Here is a 22,767-nt window from a genome sequence, read left to right as displayed (position 1 = left end):
GGGCGGGCCCGGGGGAGGAGCGAGGGAGCGTCAGATGGCGGCCGGAAGCCCGGATTCCACCCCTTCGGGGTGTCGGGCGGCGCGTTGGGCACCCTCCCCGCGCGACCCCAAATAGCGTCCAGTAGGGTTTGGTCCGCATAAACATCCAAACCCCTGCCCGCGTCAGGGCCGGCGACCGACCAAGCGAAACGGCCGCGCCGACCGTGCGGGCGAGACTCTCGGGAAGGCGCTACGTGAGTCCCAACGGCTCCGACCGCTTGTCGCGGCGCCCGATGCGGCGGAAGCTGCCGCAGGTGCTGACTGCGGGCCTGGTCCTGGCGACGGCCTCCGGTTGTGAATACAACTGGGAGGATTTCCCCCGCCTCGGTATGCCTACCCCGGTAACGGAAGAGGCTCCGATCATCCTCTCCCTCTGGCAGGGCTCGTGGGCGGCAGCGCTCGCCACGGGCGTGCTCGTGTGGGGGCTGATCATCTGGAGTGTCATCTTCCACCGGCGTAGCCGGACCAAGGTGGAGGTACCTCAGCAGACCAGGTACAACATGCCCATCGAGGCGTTGTACACAGTGGTCCCCCTCATCATCGTCTCGGTGTTCTTCTACTTCACCGCGCGCGACGAGTCGAAGCTCCTCGAGCTCAGCCCGAAGCCCGCCCACACCATCAATGTGGTCGGCTACCAGTGGAGCTGGGGCTTCAACTACATCGAGAACGTGGAGGGCTCGCCCTCCACCGGCGGCGAGATCCCCAAGGAGCTCGACGCCATCCCCGACAAGTACCGCAAGGACTTCCCCCAGGACGCCGGCGGCGTCTACGACGTGGGCATCCCCGGTACGCGCAACCCGCAGAACGGCAACCCGGGTCCGACCCTGTGGCTGCCGAAGGGCGAGAAGGTCCGCTTCGTGCTGACTTCGCGTGACGTCATCCACTCCTTCTGGGTGGTGCCGTTCCTCATGAAGCAGGACGTCATTCCGGGCCACACCAACGCCTTCGAGGTGACTCCGAAGAAGGAGGGCACCTACATGGGTAAGTGCGCCGAGCTCTGCGGCGTCGACCACTCCCGGATGCTCTTCAACGTCAAGATCGTCTCCCCGGAGCGTTACCAGCAGCACCTCAAGGAGCTGGCGGAGAAGGGTCAGACGGGCTACGTGCCGGCAGGCATCGAGCAGACGGACCCGGCCAGGAATGCGGAGACGAACAAACTGTGAGCATCCTCAACGAATCTCAGGGTGCCGCGGCAGCAGACGACTCTTTCGAGGACGAGCTGCCGGTGCGGCGCAAGCAGCCGGGGAGCGTTGTCGTCAAGTGGCTCACCACCACTGACCACAAGACCATCGGCACGATGTACCTGGTCACCTCGTTCGCGTTCTTCTGCATCGGCGGTCTCCTGGCGCTCTTCATGCGCGCCGAGCTGGCCCGTCCGGGTACGCAGATCATGTCGAACGAGCAGTTCAACCAGGCGTTCACGATGCACGGCACGATCATGCTGCTGATGTTCGCGACGCCGCTCTTCGCCGGGTTCGCCAACTGGATCATGCCGCTGCAGATCGGCGCGCCCGACGTCGCGTTCCCGCGGCTGAACATGTTCGCGTTCTGGCTGTACCTCTTCGGCTCGCTCATCGCGGTGTCCGGCTTCCTCACCCCGCAGGGTGCGGCCGACTTCGGATGGTTCGCCTACTCCCCGCTGTCGGACGCGGTCCGCTCGCCGGGTATCGGCGCCGACATGTGGATCATGGGTCTGGCCTTCTCCGGCTTCGGCACGATCCTCGGTGCGGTCAACTTCATCACCACGATCATCTGCATGCGCGCCCCCGGTATGACGATGTTCCGCATGCCGATCTTCACCTGGAACGTCCTGCTGACCGGTGTCCTGGTCCTGCTGGCCTTCCCGGTGCTGGCCGCGGCGCTCTTCGCGCTGGAAGTCGACCGAAAATTCGGCGCACATATCTTCGATGCGTCAAATGGCGGCGCATTGCTCTGGCAGCACCTCTTCTGGTTCTTCGGACACCCAGAGGTGTACATCATCGCCCTGCCGTTCTTCGGAATCGTCTCCGAGATCATTCCGGTGTTCAGCCGGAAGCCGATGTTCGGTTATGTCGGCCTGATCAGCGCGACGATCGCCATTGCCGGCCTTTCGGTGACCGTGTGGGCGCACCACATGTACGTCACCGGCGGTGTGCTGTTGCCGTTCTTCTCCTTCATGACATTCCTGATCGCGGTGCCGACCGGTGTGAAGTTCTTCAACTGGATCGGCACGATGTGGAAGGGATCGTTGTCCTTCGAGACACCGATGCTCTGGTCGGTCGGCTTCCTGATCACCTTCGCCTTCGGTGGTCTGACCGGCGTGATCCTGGCCTCGCCGCCGCTGGACTTCCACATCTCCGACTCGTACTTCGTCGTCGCGCACTTCCACTACGTCGTGTTCGGCACGGTGGTCTTCGCGATGTTCGCCGGATTCCACTTCTGGTGGCCGAAGTTCACCGGCAAGATGCTGGACGAGCGGCTCGGCAAGATGACGTTCTGGACGCTGTTCATCGGCTTCCACGGCACGTTCCTGGTGCAGCACTGGCTCGGTGCCGAGGGCATGCCGCGCCGGTACGCGGACTACCTCGCGGCCGACGGCTTCACCGCGCTGAACACGATCTCGACGGTCTCCTCGTTCGTGCTCGGACTGTCGATGCTCCCGTTCTTCTACAACGTGTGGAAGACCGCGAAGTACGGCAAGAAAATCGAGGTCGACGACCCGTGGGGCTACGGCCGTTCGCTCGAATGGGCGACGTCGTGCCCGCCGCCGCGGCACAACTTCCTCAGCCTGCCGCGGATCCGCTCGGAATCCCCGGCGTTCGACCTGCACCACCCGGAGATCGCGGCGCTCGAGCAGCTCGATCACCTCTCCGAGGGTGACAAGGTCCTCGTCGGCGGCAAGGAGGAGGGCAAGTGAAGATCCAGGGCAAGCTCTTCCTCTGGCTGAGCGTCTTCATGCTGGTCATGGCCGTCACGTACGGCCTGTGGTCCAAGGAGCCGGTGGGCACCACCGCGCTCGTCCTCTCCTTCGGACTGACCGTCATGATCGGGTTCTACCTGGCCTTCACGGCCAACAGGGTCGACCAGATGGCCCAGGACAACAAGGAAGCCGATATCGCGGACGAAGCCGGTGAAGTGGGCTTCTTCTCCCCGCACAGCTGGCAGCCGCTCTCGCTGGCCATCGGTGGCGCCTTCCTCTTCCTGGGCGTCGTCTTCGGCTGGTGGCTCGCCTACTTCGCGGCCCCCCTGCTCCTGATCGGCCTCTTCGGCTGGGTCTTCGAGTACTACCGGGGCGAGAACCGCACCCAGTAGCACCCGCCGCGTCCCCGGACACGGACGGCCGCACCCTCACGGGGGCCCGTCCCGCTCAGCAACGAGCGGGGCGGGCCCCCGTTTGCAGTCACTGAACGCGCTGGATCGGATGAATCTTCTTAGCGTGGGTTCATGAACCACACGCCGCGCATCCGCACCCTGGTGAGCTGCACCCTGCTGGTCGTGACCCTGGTTGCAGGTGCGACCGCCTGTGGCGAGCCCGATGGCCATCCACTGTCCCTGAGGCCGCACGACGCGGCCGACCTGGTCACCTTCAACGGTCCGGCCAAGGACGAGAAGGCCGACCCCGACAAGCCCCTCGAAGTCACCGTCAAGGACGACGACGCCCGCATCACCGACGTGACGGCCGTCGACACGGAGGGCCGCCACCTGGCGGGCGAACTCGGGGCCGACGGGAAGCGCTGGCACTCCACCGCCTCGCTCGCCGCCGGTACCCGCTACACCGTCAAGGTCTCCACGGAAGACGGCGACGGCGCCCCGGGCAGCCGTACATACGCCTTCGGTACGACCTCCGCGAAGAAGTTCCTGAAGGTCTCCTTCGGCCCGCAGGCGGGCACCTACGGCGTCGGGCAGCCCATCACGGCGGAACTCAGCGCTCCGGTCACCGGCCGGGCGGCCAGGGCCACCGTGGAACGCGGGCTGCAGGTCCGGGCCACCCCGGCCGTCACGGGCTCCTGGTACTGGGTCGACGACAAGACCCTCCACTACCGGCCCAAGGAGTACTGGCCCGCCGACGCCACCATCGACGTCCGCAGCAACCTCAAGGGCATCAAGGTCTCCAACGCCCTCTACGGAGCCGCCGCGAAGCCGCTGAAGCTTGCCACCGGCGACCGCATCGAAGCCATCACCGATGCCTCGGAACACTCCATGACGGTCCTGCGCAACGGAGAAGTGATCAACACCATCCCGGTCACCACGGGCAAGCCCGGCTTCTCCACCCGCAACGGCGTCAAGGTCGTGCTGGGCAAGGAGTACTACGTACGCATGCGCGGGGAGAGCATCGGCATCGCCGCCGGCTCGTCCGAGTCGTACGACCTGCCGGTCTACTACGCGACCCGGGTCACCTGGAGCGGCGAGTACGTCCACGCGGCCCCCTGGTCGACGGGCTCACAGGGCAACGCCAACGTCAGCCACGGCTGCACCGGCATGAGCACCGCCGACGCCGAATGGTTCTTCGACACCGTGCGCGAGGGCGACATCGTCAAGGTCATCGGCAGCGAGGGCGAGACGATGACGCCGTTCGACAACGGCTTCGGCGACTGGAACCTGGCCTGGGACAGCTGGCAGAAGGGCAGCGCGCTGCGCAGCGGCACGCCCGACGCGGGCACCGACGTCCAGGCGGCGCGGCTGCGCCCCCAGGTCTGATCCGGCCGGGGAGTGCGCCACGCCGCGGAACGTCCCCGCGCGGGCCGGCGGGGCCCGTCAGGCCCGGATGGACAGCCGGTGGCGCAGGAGGGAGGCCAGGGCGTCCGCGAAGTCGACCGGGTCGACCGGATGGGTCACCGCCGCGTCCGCGCGGCTCCAGGTGGCCAGCCAGGCGTCCTGCGGGCGCCCGATGAGCAGCAGGACGGGCGGGCAGTCGAAGATCTCGTCCTTGATCTGCCGGCAGACGCCCATACCGCCCGCGGGCGCCGTCTCGCCGTCCAGTACGCAGACGTCCACACCGCCCCGGTCGAGGGCGCTCAGGACCGCGGGCAGGGTGGCGCACTCCAGGAACTCCACCCGGGGCACGTCCGCCGCGGGCCTGCGGCCCGCGGCCAGCTTCACCTGCTCACGGGTGTTGGCGTCGTCGCTGTAGACCAGGACCGTGGCGGTCGGCTGCATTGTTCCTCCGTGACATCTGTGTCTTCGGGGCTCTCGGGGCATGAACCGATGGGCGGATCGTACTCCGGCGGACAGCCTGTCAGCACCGGTAATGACAGCGTTTCGATGGGCCGTTCGGTGAGGACACACTGCGCTGACACACCGAACAGCACCCCCGGGAGTGAGGGCGGGATAAGCGACCGACATAATGTCGGTCGTGGCGACAGCAACGACAGTAGAAACCGGGCACGCGCACCCGTCGGTCAATCGACCGAACCTCACCAGCGTCGGAACCATCATCTGGTTGAGTTCCGAGCTGATGTTCTTCGCGGCCCTCTTCGCGATGTACTTCACCCTGCGATCGGTGATGGGACCCGACCACTGGAAGGAGATGGCCGACCATCTGAACTTCCCGTTCTCGGCGACGAACACCACGATCCTGGTGCTTTCCTCTCTCACCTGCCAGCTCGGCGTCTTCGCCGCGGAGCGGGGCGATGTGAAGAAGCTCCGCACCTGGTTCATCATCACGTTCGTGATGGGTTCGATCTTCATCGGAGGCCAGGTCCTCGAGTACACCGAGCTGGTCAAGGACGCGGGTCTCTCCCTGTCCTCGGACCCGTACGGCTCGGTGTTCTACCTGACGACCGGCTTCCACGGTCTGCACGTGACAGGCGGTCTCATCGCCTTCCTGCTCGTTCTGGGCAGAACGTACGCGGCCTCGAGGTTCACCCACGAGCAGGCCACCGCGGCCATCGTCGTGTCCTATTACTGGCACTTCGTCGATGTCGTCTGGATCGGCCTGTTCGCCACGATCTACATGATCAAGTAACCGGGCTCGCACCCACCCACCATCGACGCAGAAGATCCTGACACCGGGGTAATCCGTGAAAAAGCTCTCCGCACGACGACGCCATCCGCTGGCGGCGGTCGTCGTACTACTCCTCGCGCTGGCGGCTACCGGGGGGCTGTACGCCGCGTTCGCGCCTGCGGGCAAGGCGCAGGCCGACGAAACCGCCCAGTCCCTCGCGATCGACGAGGGTAAGAAGCTCTACTCCGTAGGCTGCGCCAGCTGCCACGGATCCGGCGGTCAGGGCACCACCGACGGGCCGTCCCTCGTGGGCGTCGGCTCCGCCGCCGTCGACTTCCAGGTCGGTACCGGACGTATGCCGGCCCAGCAGCCGGGTGCCCAGGTACCGAAGAAGCCGGTCATCTACACCCAGGCCGAGATCGACCAGCTCGCGGCGTACGTCGCGTCGCTGGGCGCCGGTCCGATCACGCCGACCGGCAGCCAGGTCGACCCCGCGGGCGCGGACGTGGCCAAGGGCGGCGACCTGTTCCGCACCAACTGCGCCCAGTGCCACAACTTCACCGGCAAGGGCGGCGCGCTGACCAACGGCAAGTACGCCCCGGACCTCGAAGGCGTGAGCCCGAAGCACATCTACGAGGCCATGCAGACGGGCCCGCAGAGCATGCCCTCCTTCCCGGACAGCACCATGCCGGAGCAGGAGAAGAAAGACATCATCGCGTACATCAAGACCGTCAACGGTGATGAGTCCGCGTCCCCCGGCGGGCTCTCGCTCGGTGGCCTCGGCCCTGTCAGTGAAGGTCTCTTCGGCTGGATCTTCGGCCTGGGCGGTCTGATCGCCATCGCCGTATGGGTCGCGGCCCACACCGCTAAGGCCAAGAAGTCATGAGTAGCCAACAGATTCCAGAAACGAACCTGCCGGTAGAGCAGGACGCCGCGCACGGCGCGGTGGAGGCTGCGGCCGACCCGTTCGCCGACCCCGGACTGCCGGCCCACAGGCCGCGCATCCAGGACATCGACGAGCGGGCCGCGAGGCGCTCCGAGCGGGCCGTCGCCTTCATGTTCACGCTGTCGATGCTGGCGACGATCGGCTTCATCGCCTCGTACGTCATCTTCCCGGTGGACAAGATCGTCTACATCTGGCCGCTCGGCCACGTGAGCGCGCTCAACTTCTCCCTCGGGATGACCCTGGGCCTGGCGCTCTTCCTCATCGGCACGGGCGCCGTCCACTGGGCGCGCACCCTGATGTCCGACGTCGAGGTCGCCGACGACCGGCACGCCATCGAGGCGGAGCCGGAGGTCAAGGCCAAGGTCATGGCCGACTTCGCGGCCGGTGCCAAGGAGTCCGCGATCGGACGGCGCAAGCTGATCCGCAACACCATGTTCGGTGCGCTGGCCCTGGTGCCGCTCTCCGGTGTGGTGCTGCTCCGCGACCTCGGTCCGCTGCCGGAGAAGAAGCTCCGCAGCACCCTGTGGGCCAAGGGCAAGCAGCTCGTCAACATGAACACCATGGAGCCGCTGCGTCCCGAGGACATCGTCGTCGGTTCGCTGACCTTCGCCATGCCCGAGGGCCTGGAGGAGGACGCGCACGACTTCCAGACGCAGATCGCCAAGGCCGCGCTGATGATCATCCGCATCGAGCCGGACAACATCAAGGACAAGCGCGAGCGCGAGTGGGCCCACGAGGGAATCGTGGCCTTCTCCAAGATCTGCACCCACGTCGGCTGCCCGATCAGCCTGTACGAGCAGCAGACGCATCACGTGCTCTGCCCGTGCCACCAGTCCACCTTCGACCTCTCCGACGGCGCCCGCGTCATCTTCGGTCCGGCCGGTCACGCCCTTCCGCAGCTGCGGATCGGTGTGAACAGCGAGGGCAACCTCGAGGCGCTCGGTGACTTCGAAGAGCCCGTCGGTCCTGCCTTCTGGGAGCGCGGATGAGTACTGCGACGGAAACCAAGCGCAAGGCGCCCGCCGGTGAGCGGGTGGCCGACTGGGCGGACGGCCGGCTGGGCATCTACGGCCTGGCCAAGGCCAACATGCGCAAGATCTTCCCGGACCACTGGTCCTTCATGCTGGGTGAGATCTGCCTCTACAGCTTCATCATCATCATCCTCACGGGTGTGTACCTGACGCTGTTCTTCAACCCGAGCATGAACGAGGTCGTCTACCACGGCTCGTACGAGCCGATGCAGGGCATCCGCATGTCCGCGGCGTACGCGTCGACGCTGGACATCAGCTTCGACGTCCGCGGTGGTCTGCTGGTCCGGCAGATCCACCACTGGGCCGCGATCATCTTCCTCGCGGGCATGTTCGTGCACATGTTCCGGGTGTTCTTCACGGGCGCGTACCGCAAGCCGCGTGAGATCAACTGGCTCTTCGGCTTCCTGCTGTTCGTGCTCGGCATGTTCACCGGCTTCACCGGCTACTCGCTCCCGGACGACCTGCTCTCCGGTACGGGTGTGCGCTTCACGCAGGGCGCGATCCTGGCGATGCCGATCGTCGGTACGTACATCTCGATGTTCCTGTTCGGCGGGGAGTTCCCCGGGACCGAGATCATCTCGAGGTTCTACTCGATCCACATCCTGCTGCTGCCGGGCATCATGCTCGGGCTCGTGGTCGCGCACCTGATCCTGGTGTTCTTCCACAAGCACACGCAGTTCGCGGGTCCGGGCCGGACCAACAAGAACGTCGTCGGCATGCCGCTGCTGCCGGTCTACATGGCGAAGGCGGGAGGGTTCTTCTTCCTGGTCTTCGGTTTCATCGCGATCCTCTCCGCCATCGCCACGATCAACCCGATCTGGGCGCTCGGCCCCTACCGTCCCGACCAGGTGTCCACGGGCGCCCAGCCGGACTGGTACATGGGCTTCGCGGAAGGCTTCGTCCGTGTCATGCCGGGCTGGGAGATCAACCTCTGGGGTCACACGCTGGCCCTGGGCGTGCTCATCCCGCTGGTTCTCTTCGGTGTCGTGCTCGCGGCTCTCGCGCTGTACCCGTTCATCGAGTCGTGGATCACCGGGGACAAGCGCGAGCACCACATCCTGGACCGCCCGCGCAACGCTCCGACCCGCACCGGACTGGGTGTCGCCTGGGTGACGATCTACTTCGTCATGCTGATCGGCGGCGGCAACGACATCTGGGCGACCCACTTCCACCTCTCGCTCAACGCGATCAGCTGGTTCGTACGGATCGCCTTCTTCGTCGGCCCGGTCGTGGCGTTCATCGTGACCCGGCGGATCTGCCTCGGCCTCCAGCGCCGCGACAAGGAGAAGGTGCTGCACGGGCGCGAGTCCGGCACCATCAAGCGCCTGCCGCACGGTGAGTTCGTCGAGATCCACGAGCCGCTCAGCCAGGGGCAGCTCCACACGCTCACGGCGCACGAGCAGTACAAGCCGTTCGAGATCGGCCCGACGGTCGACGAGAACGGTGTCGAGCGCAAGCCCTCCGCAGTGCAGAAGCTGCGGGCCAGGCTCAGCCGCGGCTACTACGGCGAGGACAACCAGATCGCCAAGCCCACCGCCGAGGAGTACAAGGAGATCACCAGCGGCCACGGCCACCACTGATCACCTCAGCTGACCGCCACAGCAGGAGCCCCGTCCATTCGATGGACGGGGCTCTTCGCTGTCCCCCGGGGCTGGATAGGGTGGGGACCGTTCCCTTACCGGCTGTGGACCCCAGGAGCGGACCATGAACGTGGCGACCCAGGACGGCGGCGAAGGCGTGGCGGCCCGTTCCTGGCCCGGCGTGCTGACCCCGCTCCTGCGCGGCGAGAACCTGACCGCCGAGGACACCGCGTGGGCCATGGACCGCATCATGAGCGGCGAGGCGACCGACGTGCAGATCGCGGGGTTCGCGGTCGCGCTGCGGGCCAAGGGGGAGACGGTCGACGAGGTCACGGGCCTCGTGAACGCCATGTACGCGCACGCCCGGACCATCCACGTGCCTGGCCGCACCGTCGACATCGTGGGTACCGGCGGCGACCTGGCCAAGACGGTCAACATCTCCACCATGTCGGCGATCGTGATCGCGGGGACCGGCGCCAAGGTCGTCAAACACGGAAACCGCGCGTCCTCCTCGGCGAGCGGTGCCTCCGACGTCCTGGAGAAGCTCGGCGTCAGCCTCGAACTGGCGCCGGAGCGCGTGGTCGAGGTCGCGGAGGAGGCCGGCATCACCTTCTGCTTCGCCGTGAAGTTCCACCCGGCCCTGCGGCACGCGGCCAGGGCCCGCAAGGAGCTCGGCACGCAGACCACCTTCAACATCCTCGGTCCGCTCACCAACCCGGCCCGGGTGCGTTCCCAGGCCGTCGGGGTCGCCGACCTGAGGATGGCGCCCATCGTCGCGGGCGTGCTCGCCGACCGGGGGAACTCGGCACTCGTCTTCCGCGGCGACGACGGTCTCGACGAGCTGACCACCACCGCGACCTCCCGGGTCTGGATCGTCCGGGACGGCGGCGTGCGCGAGGAGTCGTTCGACCCGCGCGACGTCGGCCTGGAGCTGGTGCCGGTCGAGGCGCTGCGCGGCGCCGACGCCTCGTACAACGCGGATGTCGCCCGCCGGCTGCTGGACGGGGAGACCGGTCCGGTGCGCGACGCGGTCCTGCTCAACTCGGCGGCCGCGCTGGTCGCCCTCGACCCGGGCGAGGGCACGCTGAACGAGCGGATCGCCGCCGGGATCGCGCGGGCCGCGGAGTCGGTCGACTCGGGTGCGGCCAAGCGCGCACTGGAGCGATGGGTGGCCGCCAGCAACGCGTAGGCCCTTCGCCGGGGCCGGGCCGGTGCCGCGATCCGTTCGGATCCGGGCAGAAGGACCCCGAGGCGTGCGAAGCGAAGCAGAGCGCAGTCCGGATCGCGGACTGCGCTCTTGCGCGTACGGGCAGGTGTGGCAAGATGCTGCGCAGGTCATGAGTGACAGCGACTACGGCCCCGGCCCGCTGTCCGGCAACCCTCCGTCCGTGGCGGGGTGCCCCGGGTGAAGACCAGGCCGCAGGCAGCGAGGCTTGCGGCAAGCGCGGGCCCCTCGGCATCTGTGCATGCCAACCCCCGGGGTCCTGGTCCCTAGGGAGCCTCTTGTGAGCAAGCGAATGCGATAGGGCTCTTCGCCCTTCTCCGCACACCCTTCTTCTCCTTTCCCCGTGCTGCCGCGTACCGCCGGCGCGAGGATTTCGCCTGCCTGTTACGGGAGTTCGCCATGTCTGTCTCCACCGCTGCCCTCGACCAGTCCATTTGTGCCCCGCTGCCTGTTCTGGGAGCAGATGTCACCGTTCCGCTGGTGACCGGCGGCGATGTCACCTATGCCGCCCTCGACTACGCGGCGAGCGCCCCGGCCCTCCAGCGGGTGTGGGACGACGTGGCCGCCTACGCCCCGTACTACGGCAGCGTGCACCGCGGCGCAGGGTACCTCTCGCAGCTCTCCACCGACCTCTTCGAGAGCAGCCGCACGACGGTCGCGGACTTCCTCGGCTGCCGGCCCGAGGACCAGGTGGTCTTCACCCGTTCGACGACGGACTCCCTCAACCTGCTGGCGTCCGCGCTGCCCGCCGACTGCCAGGTCTTCGTGTTCGAGACCGAGCACCACGCCTCGCTGCTGCCCTGGCGCGACGCCCGGGTGACGTACCTCGACGCCCCGCGCACCCCGGCGGAGGCCGTCGCCACGCTGGAGCGTGCGCTGGCCGGCCGCGACCCCCACGGGCCGGCGCTCGTCTGCGTGACCGGCGCTTCCAACGTGACCGGTGAGCTGTGGCCGGTCAAGGAGCTGACCTCCGCGGCCCACGCCCATGGTGCGCGGATCGTGCTCGACGCGGCGCAGCTGGCGCCCCACCACCCGGTGGACATCGCGGATCTGGACGTCGACTGGGTCGCCTTCTCCGGCCACAAGCTGTACGCGCCGTTCGGCTCGGGCGTCCTCGCGGGCCGGGCCGACTGGCTGCGGGACGCGGAGCCGTACCTCGCCGGGGGCGGTGCCTCCCGCAAGGTCGCCCGGCGCGCCGACGGCGGCGTGGACGTGGAGTGGCACACCACGCCCGCCCGGCACGAGGCGGGATCGCCCAACGTCATCGGCGTCTACTCCATCGCCGCCGCCTGCAGGGCCCTGACCGAGGCCGGGTTCGACCGGCTGGTCGCGCGCGAGCAGCAGCTCGTCACCCGGGTCCGCGAAGGGCTGGCGGGGGTGCCCGAGGTGCGGGTGCTCTCCCTGTTCGGCGACGACGCCCCGCGGGTCGGCGTCATCTCGTTCGTCGTCGAGGGCTGGAACAGCTCGCACTTCGCCGCGGCGCTCTCCGCGGAGTACGGCATCGGGGTGCGCGACGGACTGTTCTGCGCCCACCCCCTCGTCCGGACGCTGCTGGGCAGCGAGCCGCAGGAGCCGGGCGAGTGCGGCGCGCCGGAGGCGGAGCCGGGGGAGCGGTCGCTCAACGCCATCCGGGTGAGCTTCGGGGCCGGTACGCCGGACGAGCACATCGAGCGGTTCCTCGGCGCGGTCCGGGAACTGGTGCGCACCGGTGCGCGGTGGTCCTACCGCACGGAGGACGGGCGCTGCGTCCCGGACCGGGGTGCGGCACAGGTCTGACGGGCCCGCGTACGGCTTCGGCCGGGGACTGGAGCAGCGCTCCCCGTCCCCGGCCGAAGCCGTACGCCGTGCTACGCGTCGAGACCGATGGCGAAGGCCGCCTCGAGGTCGTGCTGCGAGTACGTACGGAAGGCGACGTGGGTGTCGGTGCCCTCGACGCCCGGGATCTTGCTGATCCGGCCGGGGATGACGTCGGCCAGATCGTCGTGCTTGGCCACCCGGACCATGGCGATCAGGTCGTACGTGCCGGTGACCGAGAAGACCTCGCTGACGCTGTCCAGCGCGGCGATGGCCTCGGCGATCTCGGGAATCCGGTCCACGCTGGTTTTGATGAGCACGATCGCGGTGATCACGGCTTGCTTTCTCCCTCGGTGGCCGTGGCTGGAGCCTTCACCCTAACCCCACCCCGGAAGCGCACCCGGGCGTAGAGGAACCCGGTGGCGAAGCCCGCCACATGGGCGAGGTAGGCCACGCCCGGCCCGCTGCCCGCGCCCCGGGCCGCGAGCCACTGCAGGACGAACCAGAACACGAGCACGATCCAGGCGGGGAAGCGCAGCGGCAGGAAGAAGAGGAAGGGGAAGAGGCTGGTGACCCGGGTGCGGGGGAAGAGGCGGAGGAACGCGCCGAGCACCGCGGAGATCGCCCCCGACGCGCCCACCAGGGTCTGGTCGGACTCGGAGTGCGCGACCGCGTAGACCACCAGGGCGAAGTAGCCGCAGCAGACGTAGAAGAACGCGAACTCGGCATGGCCCATGCGCTCCTCGGCCATCGCGCCGAACACGTACAGGAAGAGCATGTTGCCGAGCAGGTGCAGCCAGCTGCCGTGCACGAAGAGCGCGGTCAGCGGCGTGAGCGCCGCATGGGCGGAGCCGTCCAGGAGTTCACCGGGGATCACGCCCCACCGCTCGAAGTACCCGGCCTGCGCGGCGAGCAGGGCGTCGGCGGAGCCGCGGACGGGGGCGAGACCGGAGAGCGGGCTGAGCAGGAAGACGACGCAGCACAGCGCGATGAGCCCGTAGGTGACCGGTGCGCCGCCCGGTGCGGTCGCCGCTCCCAGTTCCCTGGCCCGCGCCCGCCAGTCGACTCCCCGCCAATCGATCACCTGCAGAGCATGACGTACCCGAAGGGAACGGGACGAATCGCCTCGCCGTGTTCATGGGTATGCACGAGGCCGTAGGGTTACCGCAGGACATCCGCAGTTCGACGGCGCACCGCGAGATCGAAGACCTGGGCACCACGAGACTCGACGAACGACGAAAGAGGACGCAACGATGACGACGGTTCCCCTGCCGACGGACGGGACCCGCTGGCGCTGCACGCTCTGCGGCAATCTCACCCGGTTCGATGTGACGCGCTCGTCCAAGGTCGTGGAGTACGTCCATCTCGACCTGGCCGGGGAGTCGAGTGTCGAAGAGCGCGAGGTGGTCAGTGAGACCATCGAGTCGGTCCGTTGTCGTTGGTGCAACGCGGTGGACCAGATCGAGCTGGTCGACAGGCCGGGTGCCGACTCCTGACGGGGCCGCGCGGACAGACACATTGGGGTGATGGATGGTGGAGCAGCCGACAGGCGGCACCGGACCGGCCGACGTGGCCGGCGGTGCCGCGGAGTCGCTCGACCGTCCGCTGCCCGAGGGCGTGCGCCGCAAGGTCGTGGCGCTCGTCTCGGACGCCTTCGGCGGACTGACCGTCGGTGAACTCCCCGCGCAGCTGAGACAGTACGCCAGGTTCACCCCGAGCCGGCGGGCCAAGTTCGCGGGCAACGCGATGGCTGCCGCGCTGGAGAGCGACCCGGTTTTCCGCAGGCGCATCGGTGAGCGGATCGGTCAGACCCAGCCGGAGCTGGCCGGCGCGCTGGAGTCCGGTGCGCCTCCCGCCGCGGCCGACCCCGTCGATGTCGCCGCCGCCGCCTACGTGCTGCGTCCGGCCGGCTGGGTCAAGCTGGTGGCCGCCGCGGGCGAGGAGGTCCAGCGGGCCGACGCCGAGCGGGCCGACGAGGAGACCCGGCACGAGCTGGAGCGGCTCCGCGAGGAACTGGCCGCCGCGCGCGGCCAGATCAGGGCCGAGACCGAACGGCTCCGTGCCGAGCTGGACGCGTCCCGCAAGGAGGCCGAGTCCCTGCAGCGCAAGCTGCGCAGCGCCCTCAGCGAGGTGAAGCGCGGCGAGGCGGCCCTGCGCAGGAGCGGTGCCGAGACGGACGTGGTGCGCGCGGAGGCCGCCGCCCAGGTCTCGGCGGCCGAGAGCGAGTCCCGGCGGCTCAAGGCGCGCCTGGCCGAGGCGGAGACCGCCGTCGAGGCGGGCCGCAGGGCGGCCAGGGAGGGGCGCTCGGTCGAGGACATGCGGCTGCGGCTGCTCCTGGACACCGTCCTCGACGCAGCGCAGGGGCTCCGTCGTGAACTGGCCCTGCCGCCCTCGTCGATCCGCCCGGCGGACAGTGTCGACGCGGTGGAGCCCGGCCGGATGTCACCGAAGGACATTGCGGCCAGAGCCCTTTCGGAGACCGATCCGGCGCTGCTCGACCAGCTGCTCGCCCTGCCGCAGGCGCATCTCATCGTCGACGGCTACAACGTCACGAAGACCGGTTATCCGCAGATGCCGCTGGAGAAGCAGCGGTTGCGGCTCCTCGGCGGGCTGTCGGTCCTCGCCGCCCAGACCGGCGCCGAGATGACCTGCGTCTTCGACGGCGCCGAACTGGCCGCCCCGGTGCTGCTCGCGCCGCCGCGGGGAGTGCGCGTGCTGTTCAGCAGGGCCGGTGTGACCGCCGACGAGCTGATCAGGCAACTGGCCCGTGCCGAACCGGCGGGCAGACCCGTCGTGGTGGTCTCCACCGACCGTGAAGTGGCGGACGGGGTCGCGAAGGCGGGAGCCAGGCCGGTCGCGTCCGCCTTGCTCCTGAAGCGGCTTTCACGCGTCTAGTGCCTGATGTGCGGCATGGGTGGCATGTCGGAATTCATGGAACGTACCGTCAACTAGTCGCTACACCCAGTGTGATGAAAGTAAAGAAGTGCCTGGTGTGACGAGATTTTTCTTGTGAGGATTTGAACTGATCACAGGATGGTCACTAGGGTCAGGCCTCGAACCTTCGCACGGTTGATCGCCCACCCGGGGCGACAGTGAAGGAACCGCCGAGTCCGTGACGTGCACGGAGCCGGGGATTCATGCATATCCCCCCGCAGCCCGGTAGGCGGCTCGAGGAAGAAGGAGCTCGCCTTCGTGGCGTCCCACCGTCGTCCCAAGCAGCCGAGCCGCACCCGCGTGACCGTGCTCACCGCGACCGCCGCAGCCGCAGTGGCCCTGACCTCCCAGGCCGCCCACGCCGACCCCAAGCCGACCAAGAGCGAGGTCAAGGCGAAGGTCGACAAGCTCTACCACGAGGCCGAGGCCGCCACCGAGAGGGCCAACGGCGCCGAGGAGGCGCAGGGCAAGCTCAAGAAGCAGGTCGACGCGCTCCAGGACAAGGTCGCCCGCGGCCAGGACGAGCTCAACACCCTGCGCGGCGAGCTCGGTTCGCTGGCCACCGCGCAGTACCGCTCCGGCGGGCTGGACCCGTCGGTCCAGCTGCTGCTCTCCTCGGACCCGGACAGCTTCCTCGACCAGGCCTCCGCGCTCGACCAGCTGACGGCCAAGCAGGCCGAGTCGCTGCAGAAGATCCAGGCGAAGCAGCGGGCCCTCGCGCAGCAGCGCAAGGAAGCCCAGGCGAAGATGGGCGACCTCGCCGACGTCCGCAAGACGCTGGACGAGAACAAGAAGAAGCAGCAGGGCAAGCTCGCCGACGCCCGTGAGCTGCTCAACACCCTCACCGCCGCCGAACGCGCCAAGATGGACGCGGACGAGCAGCGCGCCAGCCGCGCCGCGGGCGAGCGGGTCGAGCTCGGCAACGAGGTCCCCGCGTCGGCGCTCGGTGCGGCTGCCCTCCAGGCGGCCTCCACGCAGCAGGGCAAGCCGTACGTCTCCGGCGGCACCGGCCCCAACTCGTTCGACTGCTCGGGTCTGACCCAGTGGGCCTACGCCCAGGCAGGCGTGCAGATCACCCGCACCACGTACACCCAGATCAACGAGGGCACCCGCATCGGCCGCAGCGCCCTCAAGCCGGGCGACCTGGTGTTCTTCAACAACACGTCGCACGTGGGCCTGTACGCGGGCAACAACCAGATCCTGCACGCTCCGAAGCCGGGCACCGTGGTCCGCTACGAGTCGATGGACTACATGGGCACCTTCCAGACGGGCGTGCGGCTCTGACGCCCGAACGGGCGAACCGACCCACCCCCCGCTGAGCACCCGCCCCGCCGGAGACCGACAGGTCTCCGGCGGGGCGTCGCCGTTCGCCCCCGCGCGACCGGCGCGGCCCCCGGCCGGCACACGGCCGTCCGGCCACCCCCGCGCAGCCGTGCGGCTCCGGGCGCCGGCCGTCTCCTCGGTCACCCGCGTCCGGCCGTACGATCGGCTGGATGGCCGATCGGACGCAGGACGCGAGGCGGGGGCGTACCCGCAGACGGAGCACGGCGGGCGCCGTGCTCGCCGGGCTGCTGCTCGCCTCCGCCTGCGCCGCGCCCCGGGACACCGCGGACGACATCACGGCCGGGGAGGTCGCCGCCACCCTGGACCGGCGTGCCGCCGCCGTCATGGAGCACGACACCGACGCCTACCTGGCGGCGCTGGACCCGCGGGCCGGGGCCTTCCGGGCGGCCCAGCGCACCGAGCTGCGCAATCTGGCCGACGTCCCCCTGGAGTCCTGGGCGTACAAGGTGAACGGCGTGTCCGGCACGGGCACCGGGCGGGTCAGCGCCGAGGTCGAGCTGCGCTACCGCTTCAAGGGGTACGACACCGCCCCCATGTCCTCCTCCCGCACCGTGGAGCTGGTGCGCCGCGGCGCCGACGACTCCTGGTACATCGCCGCGGACCGGGCCGGCGAGGGCACCCCGGGGCTGCTCTGGCAGCAGGGCGACGTCGAGGTCGTACGGGGCACGCACAGCCTCGTCCTGGGCGTCGGCCGCCGGGCGGAGGAGCTGCGCCGCATCGCGGACACCGCGGACCGGGCCGTGCCGGCCGTCTCCGGTACCTGGCCGGAGCCGTGGGCCGGGCGGGTCGTGGTGCTCGTGCCCGCGTCGGTGGAGGCCATGGCGGGGCTCCTCGGCTCACCCGCGGCGAGCTACCGGGGCATAGCGGCCGTCACGACGGGCGAGGTCGGCGGCAGCGGCCGGCGGCCCGCGGACCGGGTGATCGTCAACCCGCAGGCGTACGGCATGCTCGGCGAGTTCGGGCAGCGGGTCGTCCTCACCCACGAGACCACCCATGTGGCGACCCGGTCCCACACCTCCGCGGCCACACCCGTCTGGCTCTCCGAGGGCTTCGCCGACCTGACCGCCTACCGCCGGGAGAGCCGTACGGCCCGGGAGCTCGCCCCCGAGCTGGCGGCGTCCGTACGGCGCAACGACCTGCCGGCCCGGCTGCCGGCGGACGAGGACTTCGGTTTCGGCGGGGACGCGGCGAAGCTCGCGAGGGCGTACGAGAGCGGCTGGCTGGCCTGCGAGCTGATCGTGCGGGACTGGGGCGAGGAGGAGCTGATCGCCTTCTACAAGGCCGTCGGGGCCCGTTCCGGGCGCGACGGAGCGGTGGAGCACGCCCTGCAGAGCGTGCTCGGCACGACGCCGCAGGACTTCACGGCGCGCTGGCGGGACTATCTGCGCGACCGGCTGGGCTGACCCGCGCAGCCTCCGCCTCCCCGCCCCGCGCCCCGGGCACGGTCCCGCGCCACAGCCGCCACCCCGCCGTCAGCGTCGCGGCGACCAGCAGCCCGTTGCGCACGGCCAGGAGCGCCACGCCCCGCGCGTCACTGGCCACCACGTGGGCGAAGCCCAGCGGGAACTCCAGCAGGGTGACGCCGGTGGCCACCAGGACCAGGCACGCGGGCAGCGCCATCCGGCTGCCGCGGAACACCAGGCACACCGCCGCGAGACCGACCAGCCACACCATGTACTGGGGGCTGATGACCCGGCTGGTCGTGGTGAACAGCAGCACCGCGGTGAACGCCGCGTCCGCCGGGGTGTGCACCGCGAAAGTCCGGGCCCGCAGCCGCCACACCAGCAGCCAGCCGAGGGCGAGCACGCTCAGCCACAGCGCCAGGGTGCTCACCAGCGGGACGTACTCCCCGGTGAACTCCATCGAGCCGTACCGCAGTTCCACCCCGCCCTCCCAGCCGTACTGCCGCGCCACATGGATGACCATCGCCCCCAGCGACTCGATCTCCAGGCCCCGGTCCCGCTGGAACGTCAGGAACGCGAACGCGCCCGGTGCGGCCAGTACCGCGACCAGGGCCGTCAGCCCGGCCGTCACCGCCGCGGCCGACCAGGAACGCCGGGTCGCCCGCCCCCGCGCGGTGCCCGCCAGCAGCAGCACCGGCCACACCTTCAGCAGCGCGCCGAAGCCGGCCAGCGCCCCCAGCACCCGCGGGTGACGCACCCCGGCCAGCAGCGCCGCCACCGCGACGGCCGTCACCATCAGGTCGTACCGGGCGTACACGGTCGGGCCGAGCAGCGGCACACCGGCCACCCACACCCAGGCGCCCGCGGCGCGCGTGCCGGGCCGCCCCGCCGCGTACAGCAGCAGACCGAGGGCGAGCGCGTCGCAGAGCAGCACGAGGAGGAAGAAGGCGGACGCGTACTCCAGGAAGGGCAGCAGGGCCGGTGAGAGCACCGCCAGAGCGGCGGCGGGCGGGTACTGCCAGGTGACGTCGTCCATCGGGAACGAACCGGTGAGGAGCACCTCGTACCAGCCGTGGTAGATCGCCGACACGTCGACCGTGACGTCCGGGCCCGGGACCGTGAACACCTTGAAGACGCAGAGCAGCAGTGCCGCTCGGGTGAGGGTCCAGGTGGCGAGCAACAGACGCATGGGCGCCATGATGCCGGGCCCGCCCGTGCGGGAGCCGTCAGGCAGGGCCGCGCGGCCGCCCGGTACTGTCGGCGGCGATGGACAAGACCCTGATCGTGACGAACGACTTCCCGCCCCGCCCCGGTGGCATCCAGGCCTTCCTGCACAACATGGCGCTGCGCCTGGACCCCGGACAGCTCGTCGTCTACGCCTCCACCTGGAAGCGGGGCGCCGAGGGTGCGGAGGCCACCGCCGCCTTCGACGCGGAGCAGCCCTTCACCGTCGTGCGCGACCGCACGACGATGCTGCTGCCGACCCCGCGGGTGACGCGGCAGGCGGTCCGGCTGCTGCGCGCACACGGCTGCTCCTCCGTCTGGTTCGGGGCGGCGGCCCCCCTCGGGCTGATGGCGCCCGCGCTGCGCAGGGCGGGCGCCCGCCGGATCGTGGCCACCACGCACGGGCACGAGGCGGGCTGGGCCCAGCTGCCCGCCTCCCGGCAGCTGCTGCGCCGCATCGGCGAGGGCACGGACACGATCACCTACCTCGGCGAGTACACCCGCTCCAGGATCGCCGCCGCGCTCACCCCCGAGGCCGCGGGCCGCATGGTCCAACTGCCGCCCGGGGTCGACGAGAAGACCTTCCACCCGGCCTCCGGCGGGGACCGGGTGAGGGCCCGGCTCGGGCTCGCGGACCGGCCGGTCGTCGTCTGCGTCTCCCGGCTCGTCCCGCGCAAGGGCCAGGACACCCTCATCCTCGCCATGCCCGCGATCCTGGCCCGTGAGCCGGACACCGTCCTGCTGATCGTCGGCGGCGGCCCGTACGCGGGGGAGCTGCGGAAGCTGGCCGCGGAGACGGGAGTCCAGGACTCCGTGCGCTTCACCGGACCGGTGCCGTGGGAGGAACTGCCCGCGCACTACGGAGCCGGGGACGTCTTCGCCATGCCCTGCCGCACCCGGCGCGGCGGCCTCGACGTCGAAGGCCTCGGCATCGTCTACCTGGAGGCCTCCGCGACCGGACTGCCGGTGGTCGCGGGCGACTCGGGCGGGGCCCCCGACGCGGTGCTCGACGGTGAGACCGGGTGGGTGGTGCGGGGCGGCTCGGCCGAGGAGTCCGCCGACCGGATCGTCACCCTGCTCGGCGACGCGGAGCTGCGCCGGCGGATGGGGGAGCGGGGCAGGGCCTGGGTCGAGGAGAAGTGGCGCTGGGACCTGCTCGCCGAGGAGCTCCGGACGCTGCTCTGAGGGCGGACACCGGCCCCGTACACCGGAGGGGCCCGCACCGACGTGGTGCGGGCCCCTCCGGCGTACGCGTTCAGCCGCGGTAGATCGACTCGACCTCGTCCGCGAAGTCCTTCGCCACCACGTTGCGCTTCAGCTTCAGCGACGGCGTGATGTGGCCCGCCTCCTCGGTGAACTGCGTGGACAGGATGCGGAACCGGCGTACGGACTCCGCCTTGGACACGGCCGCGTTGCCGTCGTCGACGGCGCGCTGCACCTCCGCCAGCAGTTCGGCGTCCTCGCGCAGCGAGACCGCCGTCGAACCCGCCGGCTTGCCGTTCTCCTCGGCCCAGCGGGAGAGGAACTCCTCGTCGAGGGTGACCAGGGCGCCGACGAACGGCCGACCGTCGCCGACCACCATGCACTCGGCGACCAGGGCGTGCGCCCGGATGCGGTCCTCGATCACGGCGGGCGCGACGTTCTTCCCGCCCGCCGTGACGATGATCTCCTTCTTGCGGCCGGTGATCGCCAGATAGCCGTCCTCGTCGAGCGTGCCGATGTCGCCCGTGTGGAACCAGCCGTCGGCCAGTGCCTCCACCGTCGCCGTCTCGTTCTTCCAGTACCCCGTGAACAGGTGTTCGCCGTGCAGCAGTACCTCGCCGTCGTCGGCGATCCGCACGACGGAGCCGGGCAGCGGCTGGCCGACCGTGCCGATCTTCTGCCGGTCCCACGGGTTGAACGCCGTGGCCGCGCAGGTCTCCGTGAGGCCGTAGCCCTCCAGCACCGTGAAGCCGATACCGCGGAAGAAGTGGCCGAGCCGTTCGCCCAGGGGCGCGCCGCCGGAGATCGCGTACTCGCCGCGGCCTCCGAGCACGGCCCGCAGCTTGCTGAACACCAGCTTGTCGAAGACCTTGTGCTTGATCCGCAGGCCGAGCGACGGGCCCTGCGGCGTACCCAGCGCACGGCTGTACGCGATGGCCGTGTCGGCGGCGCGGTCGAAGATCCTGCCCTTGCCGTCGGCCTGCGCCTTGGCGCGCGCCGAGTTGTAGACCTTCTCGAAGACCCGCGGCACACCGAGGATCAGCGTCGGCCGGAACGAGGCCAGCTCGTCCGTGAGGTTCTTGATGTCCGGCACACAGCCGAGCCTGATCGGCGCCATCACCGAGGCCACCTCGACGAGCCGGCCGAAGACGTGCGCGGCGGGCAGGAAGAGCAGCACGGAACACTCGCCGGTGCGGAAGAGGGGCTTCAGCCGCTCCACCACGTTGCCGCACTCCGCGAAGAAGCTGCGGTGCGTCAGCACACAGCCCTTGGGGCGCCCGGTGGTTCCCGACGTGTAGACGATGGTGGCCGGGTCGTCGGCCTTGGCGCTCACCATGCGCAGGTCCAGCGTCCCGTCGGAGACACCGGCCCCCTTCGCGGTCAGCTCGGCGACCGCGCCCTCGTCGATCCGCCACACGTCCCGCAGGCCGGGGAGCCGGTCGCGCACGGAGGCGACGGACTCGGCGTGGGCGGCGCTCTCCACGACGACCGCGACGGCGCCCGAGTCACCGAGTATCCACTGGACCTGCTCGGCGGAGCTGGTCTCGTATACCGGCACGGTGACCGCGCCCGCACTCCAGATGGCGAAGTCCAGCAGTACCCACTCGAAGCGGGTGCGGGACATGAGCGCGACCCGGTCGCCGGGCTCCACGCCCGCCGCGATCAGGCCACGCGCGGCCTCTCTGACCTCAGCGAGGAACTGGGTGGCCGTGACGTCCGTCCAGACTCCGTCAACCTTGCGGCTCATGACCGCGACGTCGGGATGCTGAGCGGCGTTGCGGCGGATGAGATCCGTCAGGTTGCCGTCCGTAGGGACCTCGTACAGGGCCGGAAGGCTGAACTCGCGCAAGACTGCTGCTCCTCATCGGGCTCCGGTTCCACGGCTCTGTGCGACGCACCGGATGCGGTCCAAGACTGGCAGGTGCTCAGTGGGGTGAGCACGACTGGACTGGCGGGACGTTACCCACCGGTACTCGGTTCCGGATAGGGGTTTCCGGCCAGATGTCTTATGCATCACACATATAAGTGGTCCTCCCGCGCACATTAGTCCACTCACGTCACGCGCCGGAAGTAACCGCAGGTCCGGCGGGCACTACCGGGCACCGGGCGCCGACGCCTAGG

At 69.7% G+C, this 22,767-nt stretch carries 20 protein-coding genes and 1 riboswitch; of the genes, 15 read left to right on the top strand and 5 right to left on the bottom strand.

Going from position 1 to position 22,767, the window contains the following annotated elements; translation table 11 throughout:
- Positions 1-233 precede the first annotated feature (233 nt).
- The 4 genes from ctaC (at position 234) to OG927_RS08695 (ending at position 4,716) form a co-directional block, all read left to right on the top strand.
- Positions 234-1,202, top strand: coding sequence for an aa3-type cytochrome oxidase subunit II (ctaC, locus tag OG927_RS08710; RefSeq protein WP_056784296.1), 969 nt, complete (start codon positions 234-236; stop codon positions 1,200-1,202).
- A complete protein-coding gene (ctaD, locus tag OG927_RS08705; RefSeq protein WP_057573652.1) occupies positions 1,199-2,935 on the top strand; it encodes an aa3-type cytochrome oxidase subunit I in 1,737 nt (578 codons plus the stop codon). Before ctaC ends, ctaD begins: the two co-directional genes overlap by 4 nt.
- On the top strand, positions 2,932-3,330 hold the full coding sequence (locus OG927_RS08700) for a cytochrome c oxidase subunit 4 (protein WP_056784294.1): 399 nt from the start codon (positions 2,932-2,934) through the stop codon (positions 3,328-3,330). The genes ctaD and OG927_RS08700 overlap by 4 nt, the downstream gene beginning before the upstream one ends.
- A gap of 132 nt (positions 3,331-3,462) precedes the next feature.
- The gene (locus OG927_RS08695; protein ID WP_056784291.1) at positions 3,463-4,716 is read left to right on the top strand and encodes a L,D-transpeptidase; all 1,254 of its coding nucleotides are present in this window, start codon (positions 3,463-3,465) and stop codon (positions 4,714-4,716) included.
- A gap of 57 nt (positions 4,717-4,773) precedes the next feature.
- Here the strand turns inward: OG927_RS08695 and OG927_RS08690 are convergent, their stop codons facing one another.
- A complete protein-coding gene (locus tag OG927_RS08690; RefSeq protein WP_056784288.1) occupies positions 4,774-5,175 on the bottom strand; it encodes a DNA-binding transcriptional response regulator in 402 nt (133 codons plus the stop codon).
- Between the two features lie 187 nt (positions 5,176-5,362).
- Between OG927_RS08690 and ctaE the strand changes: the two genes are divergently transcribed.
- The 6 genes from ctaE (at position 5,363) to OG927_RS08660 (ending at position 12,520) form a co-directional block, all read left to right on the top strand.
- A complete protein-coding gene (gene ctaE, locus OG927_RS08685) occupies positions 5,363-5,983 on the top strand; it encodes an aa3-type cytochrome oxidase subunit III (protein WP_056784286.1) in 621 nt (206 codons plus the stop codon).
- Positions 5,984-6,038: 55 nt separating this feature from the next.
- Positions 6,039-6,848 (top strand): cytochrome bc1 complex diheme cytochrome c subunit, encoded by an 810-nt coding sequence (gene qcrC, locus OG927_RS08680; protein ID WP_056784283.1) that lies wholly within the window; start codon positions 6,039-6,041, stop codon positions 6,846-6,848.
- Positions 6,845-7,897, top strand: a complete 1,053-nt coding sequence (gene qcrA / locus OG927_RS08675; RefSeq protein ID WP_056784280.1) for a cytochrome bc1 complex Rieske iron-sulfur subunit — start codon at positions 6,845-6,847, stop codon at positions 7,895-7,897. Before qcrC ends, qcrA begins: the two co-directional genes overlap by 4 nt.
- Positions 7,894-9,519, top strand: coding sequence for a cytochrome bc1 complex cytochrome b subunit (qcrB, locus tag OG927_RS08670; RefSeq protein WP_056784277.1), 1,626 nt, complete (start codon positions 7,894-7,896; stop codon positions 9,517-9,519). The genes qcrA and qcrB overlap by 4 nt, the downstream gene beginning before the upstream one ends.
- A 124-nt stretch (positions 9,520-9,643) precedes the next feature.
- Positions 9,644-10,708: an anthranilate phosphoribosyltransferase gene (gene trpD, locus OG927_RS08665; RefSeq protein ID WP_330319934.1), complete on the top strand. Its 1,065-nt coding sequence runs from the start codon at positions 9,644-9,646 to the stop codon at positions 10,706-10,708.
- Positions 10,709-10,852: 144 nt separating this feature from the next.
- Positions 10,853-10,970: riboswitch (SAM riboswitch) on the top strand.
- A gap of 173 nt (positions 10,971-11,143) precedes the next feature.
- A complete protein-coding gene (locus tag OG927_RS08660) occupies positions 11,144-12,520 on the top strand; it encodes an aminotransferase class V-fold PLP-dependent enzyme (RefSeq protein ID WP_056784273.1) in 1,377 nt (458 codons plus the stop codon).
- Between the two features lie 71 nt (positions 12,521-12,591).
- On the opposite strand, the gene OG927_RS08655 is transcribed toward OG927_RS08660, so the two are convergent.
- Together OG927_RS08655 and OG927_RS08650 are read right to left on the bottom strand one after the other, a co-directional pair.
- Complete coding sequence (locus tag OG927_RS08655; protein WP_007451244.1) at positions 12,592-12,873, bottom strand: Lrp/AsnC family transcriptional regulator; 282 nt, start codon at positions 12,871-12,873, stop codon at positions 12,592-12,594.
- Entirely contained in the window at positions 12,870-13,622 is a 753-nt protein-coding gene (locus OG927_RS08650) for a rhomboid family intramembrane serine protease (protein ID WP_056784271.1), read from the bottom strand. Before OG927_RS08650 ends, OG927_RS08655 begins: the two co-directional genes overlap by 4 nt.
- Before the next feature lie 169 nt (positions 13,623-13,791).
- On the opposite strand from OG927_RS08650, the gene OG927_RS08645 reads away from it, so the two are divergent.
- The 4 genes from OG927_RS08645 (at position 13,792) to OG927_RS08630 (ending at position 18,219) form a co-directional block, all read left to right on the top strand.
- Entirely contained in the window at positions 13,792-14,034 is a 243-nt protein-coding gene (locus tag OG927_RS08645) for a hypothetical protein (RefSeq protein ID WP_056784268.1), read from the top strand.
- Between the two features lie 37 nt (positions 14,035-14,071).
- Positions 14,072-15,433 (top strand): NYN domain-containing protein, encoded by a 1,362-nt coding sequence (locus tag OG927_RS08640; protein ID WP_056785894.1) that lies wholly within the window; start codon positions 14,072-14,074, stop codon positions 15,431-15,433.
- Between the two features lie 297 nt (positions 15,434-15,730).
- Entirely contained in the window at positions 15,731-16,756 is a 1,026-nt protein-coding gene (locus OG927_RS08635) for a C40 family peptidase (RefSeq protein ID WP_057573653.1), read from the top strand.
- Positions 16,757-16,965: 209 nt separating this feature from the next.
- Entirely contained in the window at positions 16,966-18,219 is a 1,254-nt protein-coding gene (locus OG927_RS08630) for a hypothetical protein (RefSeq protein WP_199862842.1), read from the top strand.
- On the opposite strand, the gene OG927_RS08625 is transcribed toward OG927_RS08630, so the two are convergent.
- Entirely contained in the window at positions 18,176-19,408 is a 1,233-nt protein-coding gene (locus tag OG927_RS08625) for a glycosyltransferase 87 family protein (protein WP_408058053.1), read from the bottom strand. The genes OG927_RS08630 and OG927_RS08625 overlap by 44 nt on opposite strands.
- Before the next feature lie 77 nt (positions 19,409-19,485).
- On the opposite strand from OG927_RS08625, the gene OG927_RS08620 reads away from it, so the two are divergent.
- Complete coding sequence (locus OG927_RS08620) at positions 19,486-20,628, top strand: glycosyltransferase family 4 protein (protein ID WP_056784260.1); 1,143 nt, start codon at positions 19,486-19,488, stop codon at positions 20,626-20,628.
- 70 nt (positions 20,629-20,698) lie between these two features.
- Here the strand turns inward: OG927_RS08620 and OG927_RS08615 are convergent, their stop codons facing one another.
- Positions 20,699-22,495, bottom strand: coding sequence for an AMP-dependent synthetase/ligase (locus OG927_RS08615; protein WP_056784257.1), 1,797 nt, complete (start codon positions 22,493-22,495; stop codon positions 20,699-20,701).
- Between the last annotated feature and the right edge of the window lie 272 nt (positions 22,496-22,767).

The sequence above is a fragment of the Streptomyces clavifer genome (assembly GCF_036345975.1).
GTDB classification, from domain to species: domain Bacteria; phylum Actinomycetota; class Actinomycetes; order Streptomycetales; family Streptomycetaceae; genus Streptomyces; species Streptomyces clavifer.
The sequence above is the reverse complement of the archived record's forward strand: the minus strand, read 5'-3'. Positions and strand labels throughout refer to the sequence as shown.